At 55.8% G+C, this 15620-nt stretch carries 14 protein-coding genes; 4 read left to right on the forward strand and 10 right to left on the reverse strand.

Annotated features, from left to right (window positions below; translation table 11 throughout):
* The first annotated feature begins 11 nt into the window (after positions 1 to 11).
* Positions 12 to 1292, forward strand: coding sequence for a M20 family metallo-hydrolase (locus tag EI185_RS11660; protein ID WP_223247802.1), 1281 nt, complete (start codon positions 12 to 14; stop codon positions 1290 to 1292).
* An 83-nt stretch (positions 1293 to 1375) separates the two neighbouring features.
* On the opposite strand, the gene EI185_RS11665 is transcribed toward EI185_RS11660, so the two are convergent.
* Genes EI185_RS11665 through EI185_RS11690 form a run of 6 tightly spaced genes read right to left on the reverse strand, consistent with a single transcriptional unit; the run spans position 1376 to position 6931 of the window.
* Positions 1376 to 1774, reverse strand: a complete 399-nt coding sequence (locus EI185_RS11665; RefSeq protein WP_124705325.1) for a nuclear transport factor 2-like protein — start codon at positions 1772 to 1774, stop codon at positions 1376 to 1378.
* A 59-nt stretch (positions 1775 to 1833) separates the two neighbouring features.
* Positions 1834 to 3105 (reverse strand): amidohydrolase family protein, encoded by a 1272-nt coding sequence (locus tag EI185_RS11670; protein WP_124705326.1) that lies wholly within the window; start codon positions 3103 to 3105, stop codon positions 1834 to 1836.
* 30 nt (positions 3106 to 3135) lie between these two features.
* A complete protein-coding gene (locus EI185_RS11675) occupies positions 3136 to 3759 on the reverse strand; it encodes a TetR/AcrR family transcriptional regulator (RefSeq protein ID WP_223247803.1) in 624 nt (207 codons plus the stop codon).
* Positions 3760 to 3766: 7 nt separating this feature from the next.
* On the reverse strand, positions 3767 to 4399 hold the full coding sequence (upp, locus tag EI185_RS11680; RefSeq protein WP_223247804.1) for a uracil phosphoribosyltransferase: 633 nt from the start codon (positions 4397 to 4399) through the stop codon (positions 3767 to 3769).
* 25 nt (positions 4400 to 4424) lie between these two features.
* The gene (locus EI185_RS11685; protein ID WP_124705329.1) at positions 4425 to 5681 is read right to left on the reverse strand and encodes a URC4/urg3 family protein; all 1257 of its coding nucleotides are present in this window, start codon (positions 5679 to 5681) and stop codon (positions 4425 to 4427) included.
* A 2-nt stretch (positions 5682 to 5683) separates the two neighbouring features.
* Positions 5684 to 6931, reverse strand: a complete 1248-nt coding sequence (locus EI185_RS11690; protein ID WP_124705330.1) for a GTP cyclohydrolase II — start codon at positions 6929 to 6931, stop codon at positions 5684 to 5686.
* Between the two features lie 880 nt (positions 6932 to 7811).
* On the opposite strand from EI185_RS11690, the gene EI185_RS11695 reads away from it, so the two are divergent.
* Positions 7812 to 8321 (forward strand): DUF1993 domain-containing protein, encoded by a 510-nt coding sequence (locus EI185_RS11695; protein WP_124705331.1) that lies wholly within the window; start codon positions 7812 to 7814, stop codon positions 8319 to 8321.
* A 673-nt stretch (positions 8322 to 8994) separates the two neighbouring features.
* On the opposite strand, the gene EI185_RS11700 is transcribed toward EI185_RS11695, so the two are convergent.
* The 4 genes from EI185_RS11700 to EI185_RS11715 form a co-directional block, all read right to left on the reverse strand.
* The gene (locus EI185_RS11700; protein WP_223247805.1) at positions 8995 to 9387 is read right to left on the reverse strand and encodes a RidA family protein; all 393 of its coding nucleotides are present in this window, start codon (positions 9385 to 9387) and stop codon (positions 8995 to 8997) included.
* 348 nt (positions 9388 to 9735) lie between these two features.
* On the reverse strand, positions 9736 to 10977 hold the full coding sequence (locus EI185_RS11705; RefSeq protein WP_124705332.1) for an acetamidase/formamidase family protein: 1242 nt from the start codon (positions 10975 to 10977) through the stop codon (positions 9736 to 9738).
* Positions 10974 to 12620 (reverse strand): amino acid ABC transporter permease/ATP-binding protein, encoded by a 1647-nt coding sequence (locus tag EI185_RS11710; RefSeq protein WP_124705333.1) that lies wholly within the window; start codon positions 12618 to 12620, stop codon positions 10974 to 10976. Before EI185_RS11710 ends, EI185_RS11705 begins: the two co-directional genes overlap by 4 nt.
* The gene (locus EI185_RS11715; protein ID WP_223247806.1) at positions 12621 to 13595 is read right to left on the reverse strand and encodes an ABC transporter substrate-binding protein; all 975 of its coding nucleotides are present in this window, start codon (positions 13593 to 13595) and stop codon (positions 12621 to 12623) included.
* Positions 13596 to 13784: 189 nt separating this feature from the next.
* On the opposite strand from EI185_RS11715, the gene EI185_RS11720 reads away from it, so the two are divergent.
* Entirely contained in the window at positions 13785 to 14159 is a 375-nt protein-coding gene (locus tag EI185_RS11720) for a hypothetical protein (protein WP_124705334.1), read from the forward strand.
* Between the two features lie 50 nt (positions 14160 to 14209).
* Positions 14210 to 15372, forward strand: a protein-coding gene (locus EI185_RS11725) for an IS3 family transposase (RefSeq protein ID WP_262982393.1) whose coding sequence is annotated in 2 segments (ribosomal slippage) — positions 14210 to 14432 and positions 14432 to 15372 — 1164 coding nt in all. Because the reading frame shifts where the segments join, the coding sequence is not laid out codon by codon here.
* Positions 15373 to 15620 lie beyond the last annotated feature (248 nt).

The following is a 15620-nucleotide window of genomic DNA, read 5'->3' on the forward strand; positions in this document are numbered from 1 at the left end:
GGAATTCGATAGTGAACGGTAACTCACAACAGTCTACTAAATGTTCCGACAGCGTACGCGCCAGCCGTTTTGTCGACAAGAACCGCCTCTGGAACCGTCACATGGAAATGGCCGCGATCGGTGCGATTCCCGGCAATGGGGTGAACCGGCAGGCGTTGTCTCTCGAAGATATCGCAGCTCGAAAATTATTGATCTCCTGGGCAGCGGCACGGCATTACGAAATCGCTATGGACGGCATCGGCAACCTGTTCGTCCGCCGCACCGGAAACGAACCAGAGCTGGCCCCGGTGATGACCGGTAGCCACATGGACAGTCAGCCGATGGGGGGCCGTTTCGACGGTATATACGGCGTCCTGGCCGGGCTGGAAATCATGGAAGCTTTGGACGAGGCTGGCGTGCAGACCCGGCGACCCATCGATTTGGTGGCCTGGACCAACGAAGAGGGCAGCCGGTTTGCGCCCGGCGCCATGGGCTCCATGGTTTTCACCGGATCCCGTCCTCTGGACGATTTTTTGGGGGTAAAAGATCAGAATGGCATCACTCTGAGCGATGCGCTGGCCGACACCATCGCGGCCATACCGAACTGCGCTTCCCACGAATTTGCGACCCCTGTTGCTGCTTATGTGGAAGCACATATCGAACAGGGGCCGCTGTTGGAGCAATCAGGCTCGACCATCGGTGTCGTCACAGGCATCCAGGGATTCCGCTGGTTCAACGTGGAGGTGACCGGCGAAGCAGCACACGCGGGTACCACACCGATTTCCCTGCGCCGGGACGCGCTTCAGACAGCGGTAGCGTGTATATCCGCGCTGAACGCCTTGATTCGGGAAGAAACGGACACGCTGCGATTCACCATCGGGCGGCTGGACGTCACCCCGAATACACCCAATACGGTACCCTGCAGAGCTGCTTTTTCCATAGACCTTCGGCACCCGGATCAGGTGGTTCTGGAGCGGGTGGGGGATCTGGTGGAAGCGACTTGTCGCACAGCCTGCATCAGGTGCGCAGTGAAGGTCACCGAGATTGCCACGCGTTCGCCCTGCGTCTTCAACCCGAGTATGGTGGACTCGGTGGAAGAGGCGGCTGCAAGGCTCGGGCTACCCTCCATGAGGATGCCGTCGGGAGCGTTCCATGATGCGCTTTTTATGCACGAGATATGCCCGACGGGAATGGTGTTCGTGCCCTGCGAAAAGGGGATCAGCCACAATCCGGCGGAAAACGCGGCACCTGATGACCTTGTTGCCGGGGCGCGAGTTCTACTGGCCACATTGGTCGAACTGGCGAATGCCTGACTGGGGTGACCATGGAAAGAAGCAATGGACAACGGCTCACTGGCTGCACTTCATACTTGAGTCTATCCACAACTTGAAACATTTCAGTCTCGATTTATTGCAGGATCGAGTATCCATTCCGCACTATCGTTCCAGACGTCCATACGGGTGATTTTTTTATCGCGAACCTCGAAGCGGTCGAGATAGCGGTTCCCGGAAAAACTGCGTCCATCCGGCCATTCTCCATACAGTGTGCCGTTGGAATAGACGATGGTATGGTCATCGCGTTCCATCCAGTCAAAATGACCGAAGGCTTTTTTGACCCAGGCATAGCGAGCCTTGTTGAACATCGTTATCGCCTGTGCATCAGGCATTAATCGACGTCCGGTGAAGGTGATCTGCACACCGTCGGCCAGAAAAGTGGCGGCCTTCTCCGGGTCTGGCACCATGGATGCAGCCAGAAATTCGCTCACAATATTTACGGCTTCGTTAGTATTACTCATGGCTATCCTCACCATTCCTGGGCCCATTCAAAATATGGAACCCATCAGGCTTATTTACACTAAAGTTGAAAATTGACCTCTCCAGGCCGCCCCGGTAATTTCAGCATCGCGATAGCCGGTGCCGTACTGGCGATGATACGCCCTGCCCGAATTACCGCCAGGCGAGTAGCACGCAGTCGGATCGCCTCAACCGGATTGTGTGCCTGCAGCAGTACCAGATTGGCTCGGCAACCGACGGCGACGCCGTAGCCATCCAGCCCGAGTATCTTTGCCGGTACATTGGTGACTGCCTCGAAGCAGGCGTGTATCGCGTCCTGCCCGGTCATCTGGGCGACATGCAAGCCCATGTGCGCGACCTCCAGCATGTCACCACTGCCGAGGCTATACCACGGGTCCATCACGCAGTCATGGCCGAAGGCGACATCGATACCTGCGGCGAGCAATTCTGGCACGCGCGTCATGCCACGCCGCTTCGGGTAGGTATCGTGCCGACCCTGCAGCGTGATGTTGATCAGCGGATTTGCGATGACGGCAACTCCGGCTTCCTGAATAAGCGGGATCAGTTTTGAGACGTAGTAGTTGTCCATCGAGTGCATCGATGTCAAATGTGAGCCAGCTACCCGGCCCTGCAAGCCAAGCCGTTGTGTGTGGTACGTGAGGGTTTCGATGTGGCGCGACAGAGGATCGTCGGATTCGTCGCAATGCATATCGACCCGCAGCCCACGTTCGGCCGCAAGTTCGCACAAAATACGTACAGATTCTGCGCCATCAGCCATCGTACGTTCAAAATGCGGAATGCCGCCCACTACGTCCACACCCTTGTCGAGCGCGCGCTTGAGGTTATCGAGTGCATCGGGCGCACGCAGCAAGCCATCCTGTGGAAACGCCACTAATTGCAGATCAAGATAGGGTTTTACGCGCTCACGTACATATAGCAGCGCATCAACCGCCAGCAGGCGCGGATCACAGATGTCAACATGAGAACGAATGGCCAACAACCCCTTCGCGACAGCCCAGTCGCAATAGGCAAGTGCACGCTCAACCAGCGCTTCTTGCGTCAACAGTGGTTTGAGCTCGCCCCATAGCGCGATACCTTCAAGCAAGGTACCGGAGCGATTGACTCGCGGCAGCCCGAAAGACAAGGTCGAGTCCATATGGAAGTGGGCATCTACAAACGGTGCTGTCACCAGCTGACCGACAGCATCGATGGTTTGTGCAGCATCGGCGGCGAGCGCCGGCTGGATCGCGACTATTCGATCCCCTTCCATGCCAATATCAAGGCCGGTACGGCCATCGGCCAGCGTGCAGTTGCGAAGAAGAAGATCAAGCATATGCGTAGTCCAGTTTTAAAAACTCCATTTTCAGTGCGCAATGCCGCAACCGCACAGCAACAATTCTGTCAGGTGCTCAGTCGCTTTGTGCATCTGCTGTGCATCTAACGCTTGCACTCCGAGCACCGCGCAGATCTGTGTATCGAAGTCAGCATACGTTTGCGTCGCGGCCCAGATGGTAAAAAAAAGATATTTCGGATCGACCGGCATCATTTTGCCTTGCGCGATCCAGTGTTCGATCACCTCTGCCTTACGCTCGACCAACTGACGCAGATCCTCGCGTAAATAGTCGCCGATCTCGGGCGCGCCGTGCAGAATTTCATTGGCAAACACGCGCGACGCATCCGGGTGGGTGACGGAAAGCTGCATCTTGGCCCGAATGTAATCAGTCAGCGCGGTGCGCGGATCATTGTCCTCGTGAATGCTGTCGGTCTGCGCGAGCCACAATGAAAGGATGTTTGCCAACACCGCACGGTAGATCGCTTTCTTGCTTTTGAAGTAATAATGCAGGTTGGACTTCGGGATGTGGGCGCACTCGGCGATTTCCGCCATCGTTGCCCCGACGAATCCTGCGCGCGCGAAAACATGTTCCGCCGCACGCAAAATATTAGCCTCATTGCTCAAACGAATGCGACTCTTGCTATCGCCTTCCATAACTATCTCACTTGGTACCGAACATCCGGTCGCCGGCATCTCCCAGTCCGGGTACGATGTAGCCATGATCGTTCAGGCGTTCATCCAGCGCAGCAGTAGTCACCGACACGTCTGGATGAGCCGCCTGCAAGGCAGCCAGACCTTCGGGTGCCGCCAGCAAACACACATACTTGATCGCGCTCGCGCCGCATTCCTTCAGTCGGTTCAATGCAGCAATGGCTGAATTACCTGTCGCCAGCATCGGATCGACCACAATGACCAGACGCTCGCTGATGTCGTCCGGCACCTTCATGTAATACTCGACTGGCTCCAGCGTTTGCGGATCGCGGTACAGGCCGATATGGCCGACACGCGCGGCTGGCAACACATCCAGCATGCCGTCTAGCATGCCGTTGCCGGCGCGCAGGATCGACACCAGGCACAACTTCTTGCCACTGATTATCGGCGACGACATAACCGTCAGCGGCGTCTTGATCGTGGCCATTTCAGTGGGCAAATCACGAGTAGCCTCGTAGACAAGCATCTGACTAATTTCACGTAGCAGCCTGCGAAAATTATCGGTATTCGTCTCCTCATTCCGCATGAAGGTCAATTTGTGCTGGATCAGAGGATGGCTGATCAGGTTAAACATTTTTGTCATCACATTTTCTCGATTCTCAGGGGGGTCAAAAAACAGTGCCATCGCTGGCGATTTGTACCGGAGGGGCGCCACCAGGCCTGCGTTCCGCAGCGATCCGGCGACCCGCCGCCCAAGTGCCGCCTTCCAATATGCGTGCCAGCGGAAACGCGGCTGCATCCAGTCCTAACTTGGCACGTACCGCGTCCGCCAAATGGTCGAGTGCGATCACCGTCAGTGCGCGCCATTCCACCACAGCAGGATCGTCGACCATCATGCTGTCGATAAAAAACTCCGGATTGCGGGGCTCCAGCAAACCGAAATCCAATAACAAGCCGCCATTCCGATATTCAGGCAGCCCCGTTAACTGGTCCAGACCGACGACTTTCAATCCACTTTCTTCCAGTGGTTCGAGCAGTGAATAGGTGAGCCACTGGCTGAGTTTGTGGAACGGCAGCAAGCCATCGCGGGTACCGGAATGCCGCCAGCAGTCTCCCAGTGATACACCATCAAGCGAGATACGCCCCGGCCATACAGGGCCCAACGCGCGCAACAACGTTTCCAGCACAAAGGCCGCGTCGATCTGATTGCCAACAGCATGCGCGGCCAGATAGTCATACAGATTGCCGAGCCGGGCCGGGCTGCCGAATACGGCCGGCGTAGCCGCCACCACCGTACCGAGACGCTGCAGCAGTTGCGTGCGACCCGACAGTCCGACCAGCGGATTGTCATTATCAACCTGGAACACCTGAGCTAACGTTAGCGGGTCCAGCTGCGCCAGCGCAGACGCATCGGCGCGCAGCGGTTGCGTTGAGTCGGCTGATAGCGCCCCACTTGCAAAGAGCGTCAGACTGGCGACACCTAAACCCTCCGAGCGCGCCAGTATCATTTCATGCGGATGATCCACGTAACGCCAGTCAGGGCCAGCCCCCGCATCCAGCAACACACTGGATATCACCAGATCAATCCGGGTACGGGCGCGCTCCGCGCTCTGCCAAATGGAGTTGGCGGAAAGCTGCGCCCAGCGGTCAATACCACCAACCTCGTAATGCCGCCAGCGGCTGTGATAGGGCACTTGCAGAGTTGGGTAACGCTGGATAATCGTGTCTACGACATAGGCTGCCGTGATGTCGAGTTGTTCGGGGTGCCAGGTGAAATAAGCGGCAGTACCCTGCTCCGCCAGCGCCATGATCTGCGCGCAATGGCTGCGCACAGCTTCCGCCGTTAAAAGCGCCGCTGCAGGATGCGCGGCTGGAACCGGCGTGTGCCAGTTCAACTCAGCTTCAATGTTCAACTGATCGCTCATTGTTATACGCCTAACTCCCGCCCCTTGGCCATCGCCAGTTCCTCGATTGAGACTGGTGCACCCGCCGCAAAGTAGCCGGCTGCAACTTTGGCATCCATTTCGACCCGGGCATCGGCCGGAATCAGTTCGTCAGGGATCGGCACACGTTCCACCACCTCGATTCCCTGCGCGGTCAGCGCACCGTGCTTCATGTTGCTCATCGAGGCCCAGCGATCAATGCGCTTGATGCCGAGCCAATGAAACACATCCGGCATCAGTTCCTGGAAGCGCATATCCTGCACCCCAGCCACACATTCGGTACGCGCAAAATAGGTTTCCGCACGGTCGCCACCGACCTGACGCTTACGTGCGTTATAAACGAGAAACTTGGTCACCTCGCCCAGCGCCCTGCCCTCTTTGCGGTTATACACAACCAGCCCGACGCCGCCTTGTTGCGCCATCTCGATGCAGACCTCGATGCCATGCGCAAGATAAGGACGACAGGTGCAGATGTCAGAGCCGAACACGTCAGAACCATTGCATTCATCATGCACACGGCAGGCGACGCGGGTGACCTCCTTGCCGAGTGCGCTGATCTCCCCAAAACAGTACAGCGTCATGCCGCCGATCGGCGGCAGGAAAACCTTGAGATCGAAGCGCGTGACCAATTCTGGGAACATGCCACCGGTTTGCTCGAACAAGTGGCGCCTTAATGCGCTTTCATTAATGTTGAAACGCTTCGCCAGCCCGGGTAGATACCAGACCGGATCAATCGCTGCCTTCGTCACACGCACATCGCCGTTCTCGAACAGAATCTCGCCATCTGGCTTCAGCCTGCCCGCGCTCATCGCCTCCTTCAGTTCCGGCATATTAATATGGGCTTTAGTAACAGCGATGGAGGGGCGGATATCTATCCCAGCCGCCGACTGCTTTGCGAATACAGCCGGTGCCATGTGCCCATAGGGATCGAACGACACAATCTTGTCCGGGTCACCCCATTGCGGATGCGGACCGATCAGTTCTGCCGGCGCGGTATTGGTGAAGTCGGGACGATGATCCCGGTCAAGCGTGCCGGACGCGACCGCAAGCGCACGGTAAATTGCATAGGCACCGGAATGGGTACCGATCGCATTGCGATGCTGCGGGGTAGTCAGACTGGCGATAATCGGGCCACGGATTTCCGGGCTCTCGGCGCCCCAATGGATTTCGTTGGAAGGCTGTTCCTTGCTGCTTTGGGAATGATGTGACGTCAGAACAATATGGTCAGACATGCTTAAGTCTCCAAACTCGAAATCGTCAAATGCAGTGCTTCACAGAAACAAAAGCGAATCAAAAATGATCAACAATATAATCTTGACCAAATGGTCAGCTTTTACGTTGTAAAGCACTTCCCATGCCAACAAAAATTCGCGATTTTCCCGCCTAAAGCTCGATATTCAGCGCTTTCAAAGGATGCGATGCACAAAACTGGCGCACACGACGCTGCGTTATAGTGCCTCGCACTTTCAAATCCACATCTCTGCGTTTGCATAATTATGCAATCAGGGCAGCAATCGATCGCGTGTGTTTTAACCCGGTGAAATAGACAAAGGCGGAATGCAGAACCGAATATTTTTGCTGTTGGAAAATTTTGGTTTGCGCTGATGCTTAGACTTGGTGAGTTGCGTCTAGGCACTGCAAGTTCCAAGTATGCTGAGGCAGTTAACATTATGACCATGGAGGTCTCCTGCTCGGCCATATCTAACGCAGAACATTGAAGCTCAACGTGAACCCAGAGACAATTCATCCTGGGTCTAGCAGTATCCTTTCAGCGAGATGAGAACCCCTGGCCGTTTACAGATGCGAAGCCTATGATGGAAACTCCAGCGTCCTGTTAGGCTAACCTTGACTAAAATCCCGGAACGATGGATACACCCGCAGTCGGGTGACCGATTCTGTACCCAGTGCAAGGATTTCTGCGCATCAATCGGAGGTATGCAAATAGTCTCGGAGGATAAATTGCATCAACGCTGGATTTGCAAACAATGCAAAGTGCGTCGCGATGAAGTCCTGTAAAAATTTACCCATCCCCGCTTGTAAAGCGCGAACACTTTGACGCTATCCGTCGACAATCAAATGAGTCACTGAATTCTATTTTCAGGAGAAACCATCATGTCCATATCCATGTATCTGGCATCAGTCCCGCCCATTCTCCGTGCACTGACTAACTTGCGCGCGATTCTCGAAAAAGCCGCTGCACACGCCGAGGCCAGGAAGATCGACCCAGCGGTTCTGGTCAACGCACGCATCTTTCCGGATATGCTTCCACTCGTGCGTCAGGTTCTGATTGCGACAGACAATGCCAAGGGCGCCGCTTCGCGTCTTGCCGGTATGGAACCACCGAAGTACGAAGACAACGAAACCACCTTTCAGGAACTGATGGCTAGAATCGACAAGACGATTGCCTTGCTTCAAACATTCAATCCAGAACAGATCGATGGTTCGGAGGATAAAACCATTTCGCTGCCTATGCACGATAAGACGCTTACCTTTAAGGGCATGCCCTACTTGCTCGAGTATGTGCTCCCCAATATCTATTTCCATGTCACAACCACCTATGCGATTCTTCGGCATAACGGGGTGGAAATCGGCAAACAGGATTTCTTGGGCAAGCTTTCCTAGCGCATGAGCTACACCGATTTTTGAGATGTCAGCGAGCATACGCCAGCGTATCTTTGCAGGTCGATGATTGCCTCAAATTAATTTGTGACGGTCTATCAGGCCAACCCAGTGATCGTCTGTTCCTTGGCCAGAGCCGTCGTTGGCGTACTGCGTATGACAGCTATGCACACTGGCCATTGGCTAGAAATGCGCTTAATAGCCGCTTACATCTTCGGCGAATACATACTCCCAACCGGTTCTGTTGAAAAACTCAAATTTTCGGTGTCCTGAATTTCTGCCAAAATTCAATAGGTATGCATAGATGTGTGTAGGTGATCTTGGTTAAATTCGAGAGCAATTTCCGTAGCCCCCATATCTATGACCGACGCACACACCATAATGCCCTAGAATTTTTTCTACTCCACCAAAAATGACTTTTTCAACAGAATCAACCCTTAGCAGCCGATCGATCTTCTCAAAATAAGACTCCAGTCGAATCCATCCGATTCTGCTGCGGCACAACCTTTGCTGCCACAGATGCCGCCGATAATTTGATTGCGAAATGCCGCTGAAAACGCCAAGCCATAAGGCTAAACCTGGGCTTCCACCGATTCCCGGACGGTTGGACTATCGCCTTCATCTGTAAGCGCGCCTCATCAGGGCTGCCAGAATTCGAGATTAGAGGGGTCCGTATCTAAGCGCGGCGCGCAATGAGGTCAATCTCAACAAGTGCACTTTTCGCTAGTCCGGACACGCCAACGCAGGTGCGCGCCGGTCGCCGCCCGACTGGGAAATAGCTTGCATAGACAACGTTCATCGCTTCGTAGTCATCTTCGAAGTGCGTAAGGAAAATCCTCACTGACAGCACATCGTGCAAAGTGCATCCGCATCCGGACAGGACAGTCTCTAGGTTCTTCATGACTTGGTGCGTCTGCGCTTCTATGCCCTCCGGGTAGGGTGCTTCCAGCGAGGTATCGATAAAAGGCATTTGCCCCGTCACGAATAACCATCCATCCCTTTCGACGGCGTGGCTGAATGGCGCGACCGGGTCGGGTGCCCCAGAAATCATGTGAAAAATCGTTGTCATAGCTCAGTGCCCCATCTCAATCAACGGTAGAATTCACGGCATCGTTGGAACAAGTCTGCTTGTGGATCACATCTGTGGCCGTATGGGGATCTTCACGTTCTTCAGCACACCGTGGCTTGATGATGCTGCGGCGTCCACCGGAAATTGTAGACAGCGTGTGCGCAGTCCATGCCTTGGCTGCAGTCGATTTCGTAGATGGTGACCACTTCGCGCTGCTTGGGTTTCGTGAGTAAATCGCCGGATACCCCCCACTAGGCAGAGGCATTGCTTCCAAATGCGCGGCCCTCATATCTTCTATTAAAGGACAAACACGGCAGTACATCCAGTATCCGAACCTCCCATACCAGCTTAACGGCCGACGAAAACGTTCTTTCGGATTGAGCCGTGTACACCCCAGTTGGCATCGACGACCTGGGTCACACCGAAGTCCGCCGCCACCGACAGCAGCGAGATTGCTTCATCTTCGCTCAGGTGATGCACAGTCATCAAAAATCGTCGCAGCTTACGGAAGGCGTCGCGCATGGCCTTGTCCAGGCTGGAGTGGTTCGCCACCTCGGTTTGTGCATTGACGCCCAGTTCGACTAGGTAGTTGGGGAACGTGAAGCCGTAGACGGACCATTGCGAATCGGTTTCGAGCAGGGGGTGGGTCAACCCCTCCAGGATTGTTCCACCCAGGTCATTTTTCTTGTGCAGGATGAACTCAAAGTCCCCCGTAAGCGAGGTCTCGATCGCCGTGCCACCCAACTCGCTGTCACCTTGTGCTGCATGCGGATCACCCACAGAGAAGAAGGCCCCGTCGACGGCAACGGGGTAGTATATGCGTGCGCCCTTGCCAATGCGCCAGTCGTCGATGTTGCCGCCGGTGTAGCTCGGTGGGATTGAGCTGACGTAGTCAGACTCCGAAGGTGCCAGGCCCATAGTGCCGAAATGCAGGCGCGCAGGTACTTTGACGTTCTGCAGGATGTTCTCGCGCTTGCGGATCAGCGAATGATCCACTTTGACACCGGGATAGTCGATCGTCGAATGAACGATGCCATCTGGATCGGTCTGCGGCGTCCAGACGTAGTTGTAGACAGCGCGAGCGAAGGGTTCTCCGGAGGTGTCGAGTTCGAAGATGGTGACGACTTCGCGCGGCTTCGGCTCCTCGATCAGGTCGTGGTAATGAAAGCCCCATGAGGCAGCCACGTTGGATCCAAAGCAACGTCCGGCATGGCAGGCGCTGCAACTCGGGCGAGGCCGCACATCCAGGATCCGAACCTCCAGTACGTCGCCAGGCTCAGCGCCTTCAATTGCCACCGGGCCGGTCAACAAATGCACGCCGACCCCTTCCCCTGAGCCCAGCTTGAACGGTCCTTCCGTGGGGCCGGCTCCGCGACGCGGTATGGCTTTGTGTTCGCGCGTCCATTTAAATACGCTTTCTGCGCCAGGATCACCCTCAATCATGCGTTCATGGTCATCGTTCGCATGGTGCGTGAGTGTTTCGATGGTGGCACGGTCGCCCGACTTCAGGGTCAGGGCCGGCGCAACCACCTTGCTGAAATAGCCCCAATTTACGGTGGAGGGAGATACAGGAAGAATGTGATGTTTCACGCTTTGACCTCGTGGATCGGCTGATGGGTTGATTCGGTATTAGCACCCATGACACTGAGGAACTTGGCTGTCAACGGATGGCGAGGCTGCGTCAGCACTTCGTGCGCCGGGCCTTCTTCGACGACCGAACCACCGCTGAGGAAGACGACGCGGTCCGCCACTTCTTCGGCGAATCGCAACTGGTGGGTGGAAATGATCATGGTCAAACCATCTTCGACAGCGAGCCGCCGGATGACATCCAGCACTTCGTTGATCAGTTCTGGATCCAACGCAGAAGTAGGCTCGTCAAGCAGCAGCACGCTGGGATTGGGCGCCAGCGCCCGAGCAATCGCGACACGCTGCTGTTGTCCGCCGGACATGTGCCGAGGCAGAGCGTCAACACGATGACTCAGCCCCACGCGCTCCAGCAGTTCGCGCGCGCGCCGGTCGGCATCCTCTTGCGACATGCCATGCACCCAGCGCAATGGCCCGGCAATGTTCTCCAGTGCCGTCAGATGGCTGAACAGGTTGAATTGTTGGAACACCATGCCAACGCCGACGCTGGCACGCTCGTTTGCCAAGTCATGCTGGGTCATCAGTTGACCACTCGGGAGATAGCCAAGGCGTTTTCCACCCACGTGGATCTGACCCAAATCCCAGCCATCCAGGTGACTGATGCATCGCAGAAGCGTGCTCTTGCCAGACCCGCTCGGACCCAGCAGCGCCACCACTTCCCCGGTACGGACGATGAGGTTGAGCCCATCAAGCACAGATTGCTCGTCGTAGCGTTTGGACAATCCAGTGACGCGCACCGCCTCCTCATGGCTGGCGAGCGAGATGGATCTCTCCCCAGCCGAAATCGCTGCTTTGGCAGACACCTCCATCGCGTGGCCTGCTGTATCGGGCGAAGGTGTTTCCGATGGATCTTCCGGCGCGGCCCGTACCTTCGTCGCGGCCTGTTTCACTCGGCCTCGGCGCCACGGGAGCAGACGAGCGAAACGGCTCTTCGATACCTGCCTGTCCAGATCGAGCCCATCTTCGACGAGCAGCTGGATCAGGCTGATACCGCCGGTCAGTGCCAGATAAATCAGGCCCGAAGCAAGGAAGACAGAAAAGAAATCGAAGGTGGAGGATGCGAGCTGTGTGCTGCGCAAGGTCAGTTCCTGGACGGAGATCACCGAGGCCAGCGAAGAGTTCTTCAATGCACTGATCGATTCGCTGCCGAGCGCCGGCACCATGGTCCGGATCGCCTGGGGCGCGATCACGCGGCGCATCAACACCCCAGGCGTCATGCCAAGGGCCTGTCCCGCCGTGACCTGCCCCCTGTCCACTCCGAGCACCCCGGATCGCAGCATCTCGGCGATGAACGGCGCCTCATTCAGGGCCAGGGCGAGGCCACCCGCAGCAATCGCCGTCAGCTTGATTCCGATGAGGGGAAGAGCGTTGTACGCAAAGACCATCTGGAGGATGAGCGGGGTACCACGAAAAATGATCGAGTAACCGCGCGCAGCCGTAGCCAGCGGAGCAAAGCGGCTGAGCTGCATGCTGGCCAGAACCATTCCCACCACCAACCCGCCTGCCAGGCCCAACCCGGTTACTGCCAACGTAAAGCCTATTCCCTTGAGTAGATAAGGCAGGGTCAGATAGTGGAGGAAGAGGTCCATTTACTTCGCTATCACGAGTCGGGGAGCTTCCATGTTTTCAACAGGGATGGACCACTTCTGTAGCATTTTGGTCTGCAGGCCAGCCTTTTGGATCTCGATCAGTGCTGCCATGACGGCGTCACGGAACTCTTTCTTACCCTTGGGCACCGCGATGCCGACTGAGTAAGGCAGCGCCAGGGTGGCGGCCTTCCCGAGTTTGTCCGGATAGGCCTTGACCGCCTGATCGACGGTGTTGACGTCGTTGATGTACGTATCGGCGCGACCTGCCAGGATGGCTTGGATACAGTTGGCATTGTTGTCGTACAGTTGAAGCGCAGGCTCTGCTTTGCCGGCTGCTTTGCACGACGATGCGAGATTCTGGATCAGCGGCACCTCGACGTAGCCGGTGTTTTCGGCTGCCGTCGCGCCGCACAAGGACTTGTCGATACCAGTGATCTTCTTGGGATTGCCCTTGGCCACCAGTACACCATCGAACACCTTGGAATAGGTGATGAAGTCGGCGGCCTTGGCGCGCTCCTCGGTGGCATAGATGTCGGAGATAACGATGTCGGCCTGACCACTTTGCAGCGTGGTCAGCAGGGCCGCGAACGCGACCGGTTTATAAGTCATTGTGAAGCCGAGACAGCTGCCGATGGCCTCGCCCAGATCAATGTCGAAGCCGATGTATTTGTCCGGGTCGTTGGGATCGATGGTTTCGTAGCCGGGGGTGTGTGGGTTGATCGCGTTGACGAGCGTTTTGCCCTTGAACTGAGGAAACTTCTTCTGCAAGGCCATGCATGCTCCCGGTGCCGTCGGCACGGCTGACTGGGCTTGCCCGGAGACTACGAATGCCGCGAGGAAAGTGGCGCTGATAGCAACCTGGCGTAAACGCCAGAAAACACCACCTTTGTCCCCCATCAGTTTCATGAATCTGTGGCGATTCATCCCGGCAGCTAAAACATCGGCAAATTTTTCCCCACGAAACTGTTCAGACATGTTTTTCCCCTAAAAGTTGATACGGTTTGACAAACACTACTGGAGAGCGAAAAGCAAGCCTTGTGCCAGACAGAAGAAATAATTCAATGTTATGTTTTGTATGGTTAATGCTTTTATGCATACCGTTGCCATCCAAAATATCACCCAGGACGTGCACCACCCTATAGCAACCCGCACCAAGGATGAATCATGTCATATGTAAGCTGTAGTGACGGTAGCGACTTACAAATACATTTCCATGAAAATGCGAATGGATGCATTGATGTCTATCAATTGGCTTTAATGCCGTTTGTTAGATGGGCAGCGAAAAGGGAGGTACAGCGGCGCGCGGGAATGGTGCGAACAAGTGATTTAGAATTTAAGGAAGAGGTGAGCCAGTATTTGGAGAAAGCACTCGCTGATGATACATGGCTTGCGAAGTGCAAAGGACGAGAACTGCTGAAGGCTTATTGCGGAGAACTCAATATTAAGTACGAGTTGTTCCGCAATTTGTTGATTGACCTCCTTGAAGTTGACCCCATTTCACGGACACCTTATTGTTCTTGCAGAAGGAGTCCGAAGTGAGCAAACCGCATACCCCCAAGCCGCCTTATCCGGCGCAATTTCGTGAGCAAATGATTGAACTGGTTCGTGCCGGACGCAAGCCCGGCGAACTGGCCAAGGAGTTTGGCTGCCATGCCACCAGCATCCTGAACTGGATGCGCCAGGCCGATGCGTCCAGCGGCGTTGCCCCTGGAGAGGCCGGTGCGTTGAGTGCCAACGAGCGCCAGGAACTCATCGAGCTACGCCGCAAGCTGCGTCAAGTTCAGATGGAGCGCGACATCCTGGCAAAGGCTACGGCCTGGTTTGCCCACAACGGCGACAAGACGTTCACCCCGTCTACGCGCAGATTGCAGCCAACCAGGCCGAACTGCCGGTGCGCGCGATGTGCAAAACCCTCAAGGTCTCGGCCAGCGGCTTCTACGGCTGGCTGCAACGTTCCGTGTCCCCACGTCAGCAAGCCAACGTCGTGCTGACGGCGCAGATTCGCGCAGCGTTTATCGCCAGCGATGAAACCTATGGCATGCCGCGCATCCGCGCCGAGCAGCAAGACGCAGGCGTGAACGCCAGCCGCAAGCGCATTGCCCGTCTGATGCGTGAGGGGCAAATGCGTGGCGTGAGCCGCAGGCGCAGCTTCTGCGTGACCACGGAACGCGATGTGCGCCATCGCCCGGCACCGGATCTGGTGAATCGGATATTTGTGGCGACCAACATCAACCAGCTGTGGGTGGCGGACATGACCTACCTGCCGTCGTGGACAGGTTTCCTGTACTTGTCCATGGTCATCGACGTATACAGCCGCAAGGTAGTGGGCTGGGCGTTTGGGGAGCGCATGACCGCAGACCTGGTGATCCTGGCGCTCAACATGGCCTTGATGACCAGAAAGCCCGAGTCGGTGATTCACCACTCTGATCAAGGCAGCCAGTACACCAGCATTGCGTTTGGCAACCGCTGCAAGGAAATGGGGGTACGTCCCTCGATGGGAAGCGTGGGTGATGCGTATGACAACGCCATGGCGGAGAGCTTCTTTGCCAGCCTGGAATGTGAACTCATTGCCCGGCGTAGCTGGAAGACCAAGACCGAGGCACGCCTGGCGGTGTTTACCTGGATTGAGAGTTGGTACAACCCGCGCAGGTGGCATTCAGGATTGAATTACCAGTCACCCAATAACTTTGAAAGGAAACATCAGCAAAAATCCACCAACACCGAAAACCAGTTAATCCATGAGCTTCAATGAAGAAGCTCAAACTGTCCGTGGAAATGGGTCAAGTCCAAAGGCGGAATGCAGAACCGAATTTTTTTCTGTTGGAAATTTTGGTTTGCGCTGATGCTTAGACTGGGTGATTTGCGTCAAGGCACTACAAGTCCCGTCCCAGTTGTGCCAAGGACAAGTCTCAATACTGTTCGGTTAGAATCTTTTTGCATATATTTTCCTTGGAGGCACTGGCAGTGGCGCAAGCAGTTGCGGTGAGAAGTTCGTCTGAA

Source organism: Sulfuriferula multivorans (assembly GCF_003851125.1).
In the GTDB taxonomy this organism is placed as follows: Bacteria; Pseudomonadota; Gammaproteobacteria; order Burkholderiales; family Sulfuriferulaceae; genus Sulfuriferula; species Sulfuriferula multivorans.

Bases quoted from the DNA above. Each gene is read 5' to 3' on its own strand.
- EI185_RS11715 (WP_223247806.1), bottom strand. From the start codon at position 13,595: ATGTCTGAACAGTTTCGTGGGGAAAAATTTGCCGATGTTTTAGCTGCC.
- EI185_RS11675 (WP_223247803.1), bottom strand. From the start codon at position 3,759: ATGGAAGGCGATAGCAAGAGTCGCATTCGTTTGAGCAATGAGGCTAAT.
- EI185_RS11670 (WP_124705326.1), bottom strand. From the start codon at position 3,105: ATGCTTGATCTTCTTCTTCGCAACTGCACGCTGGCCGATGGCCGTACC.
- EI185_RS11710 (WP_124705333.1), bottom strand. From the start codon at position 12,620: ATGGACCTCTTCCTCCACTATCTGACCCTGCCTTATCTACTCAAGGGA.
- EI185_RS11700 (WP_223247805.1), bottom strand. From the start codon at position 9,387: ATGACAACGATTTTTCACATGATTTCTGGGGCACCCGACCCGGTCGCG.
- EI185_RS11695 (WP_124705331.1), top strand. From the start codon at position 7,812: ATGTCCATATCCATGTATCTGGCATCAGTCCCGCCCATTCTCCGTGCA.
- EI185_RS11720 (WP_124705334.1), top strand. From the start codon at position 13,785: ATGTCATATGTAAGCTGTAGTGACGGTAGCGACTTACAAATACATTTC.
- EI185_RS11665 (WP_124705325.1), bottom strand. From the start codon at position 1,774: ATGAGTAATACTAACGAAGCCGTAAATATTGTGAGCGAATTTCTGGCT.
- upp (WP_223247804.1), bottom strand. From the start codon at position 4,399: ATGACAAAAATGTTTAACCTGATCAGCCATCCTCTGATCCAGCACAAA.
- EI185_RS11690 (WP_124705330.1), bottom strand. From the start codon at position 6,931: ATGTCTGACCATATTGTTCTGACGTCACATCATTCCCAAAGCAGCAAG.
- EI185_RS11685 (WP_124705329.1), bottom strand. From the start codon at position 5,681: ATGAGCGATCAGTTGAACATTGAAGCTGAGTTGAACTGGCACACGCCG.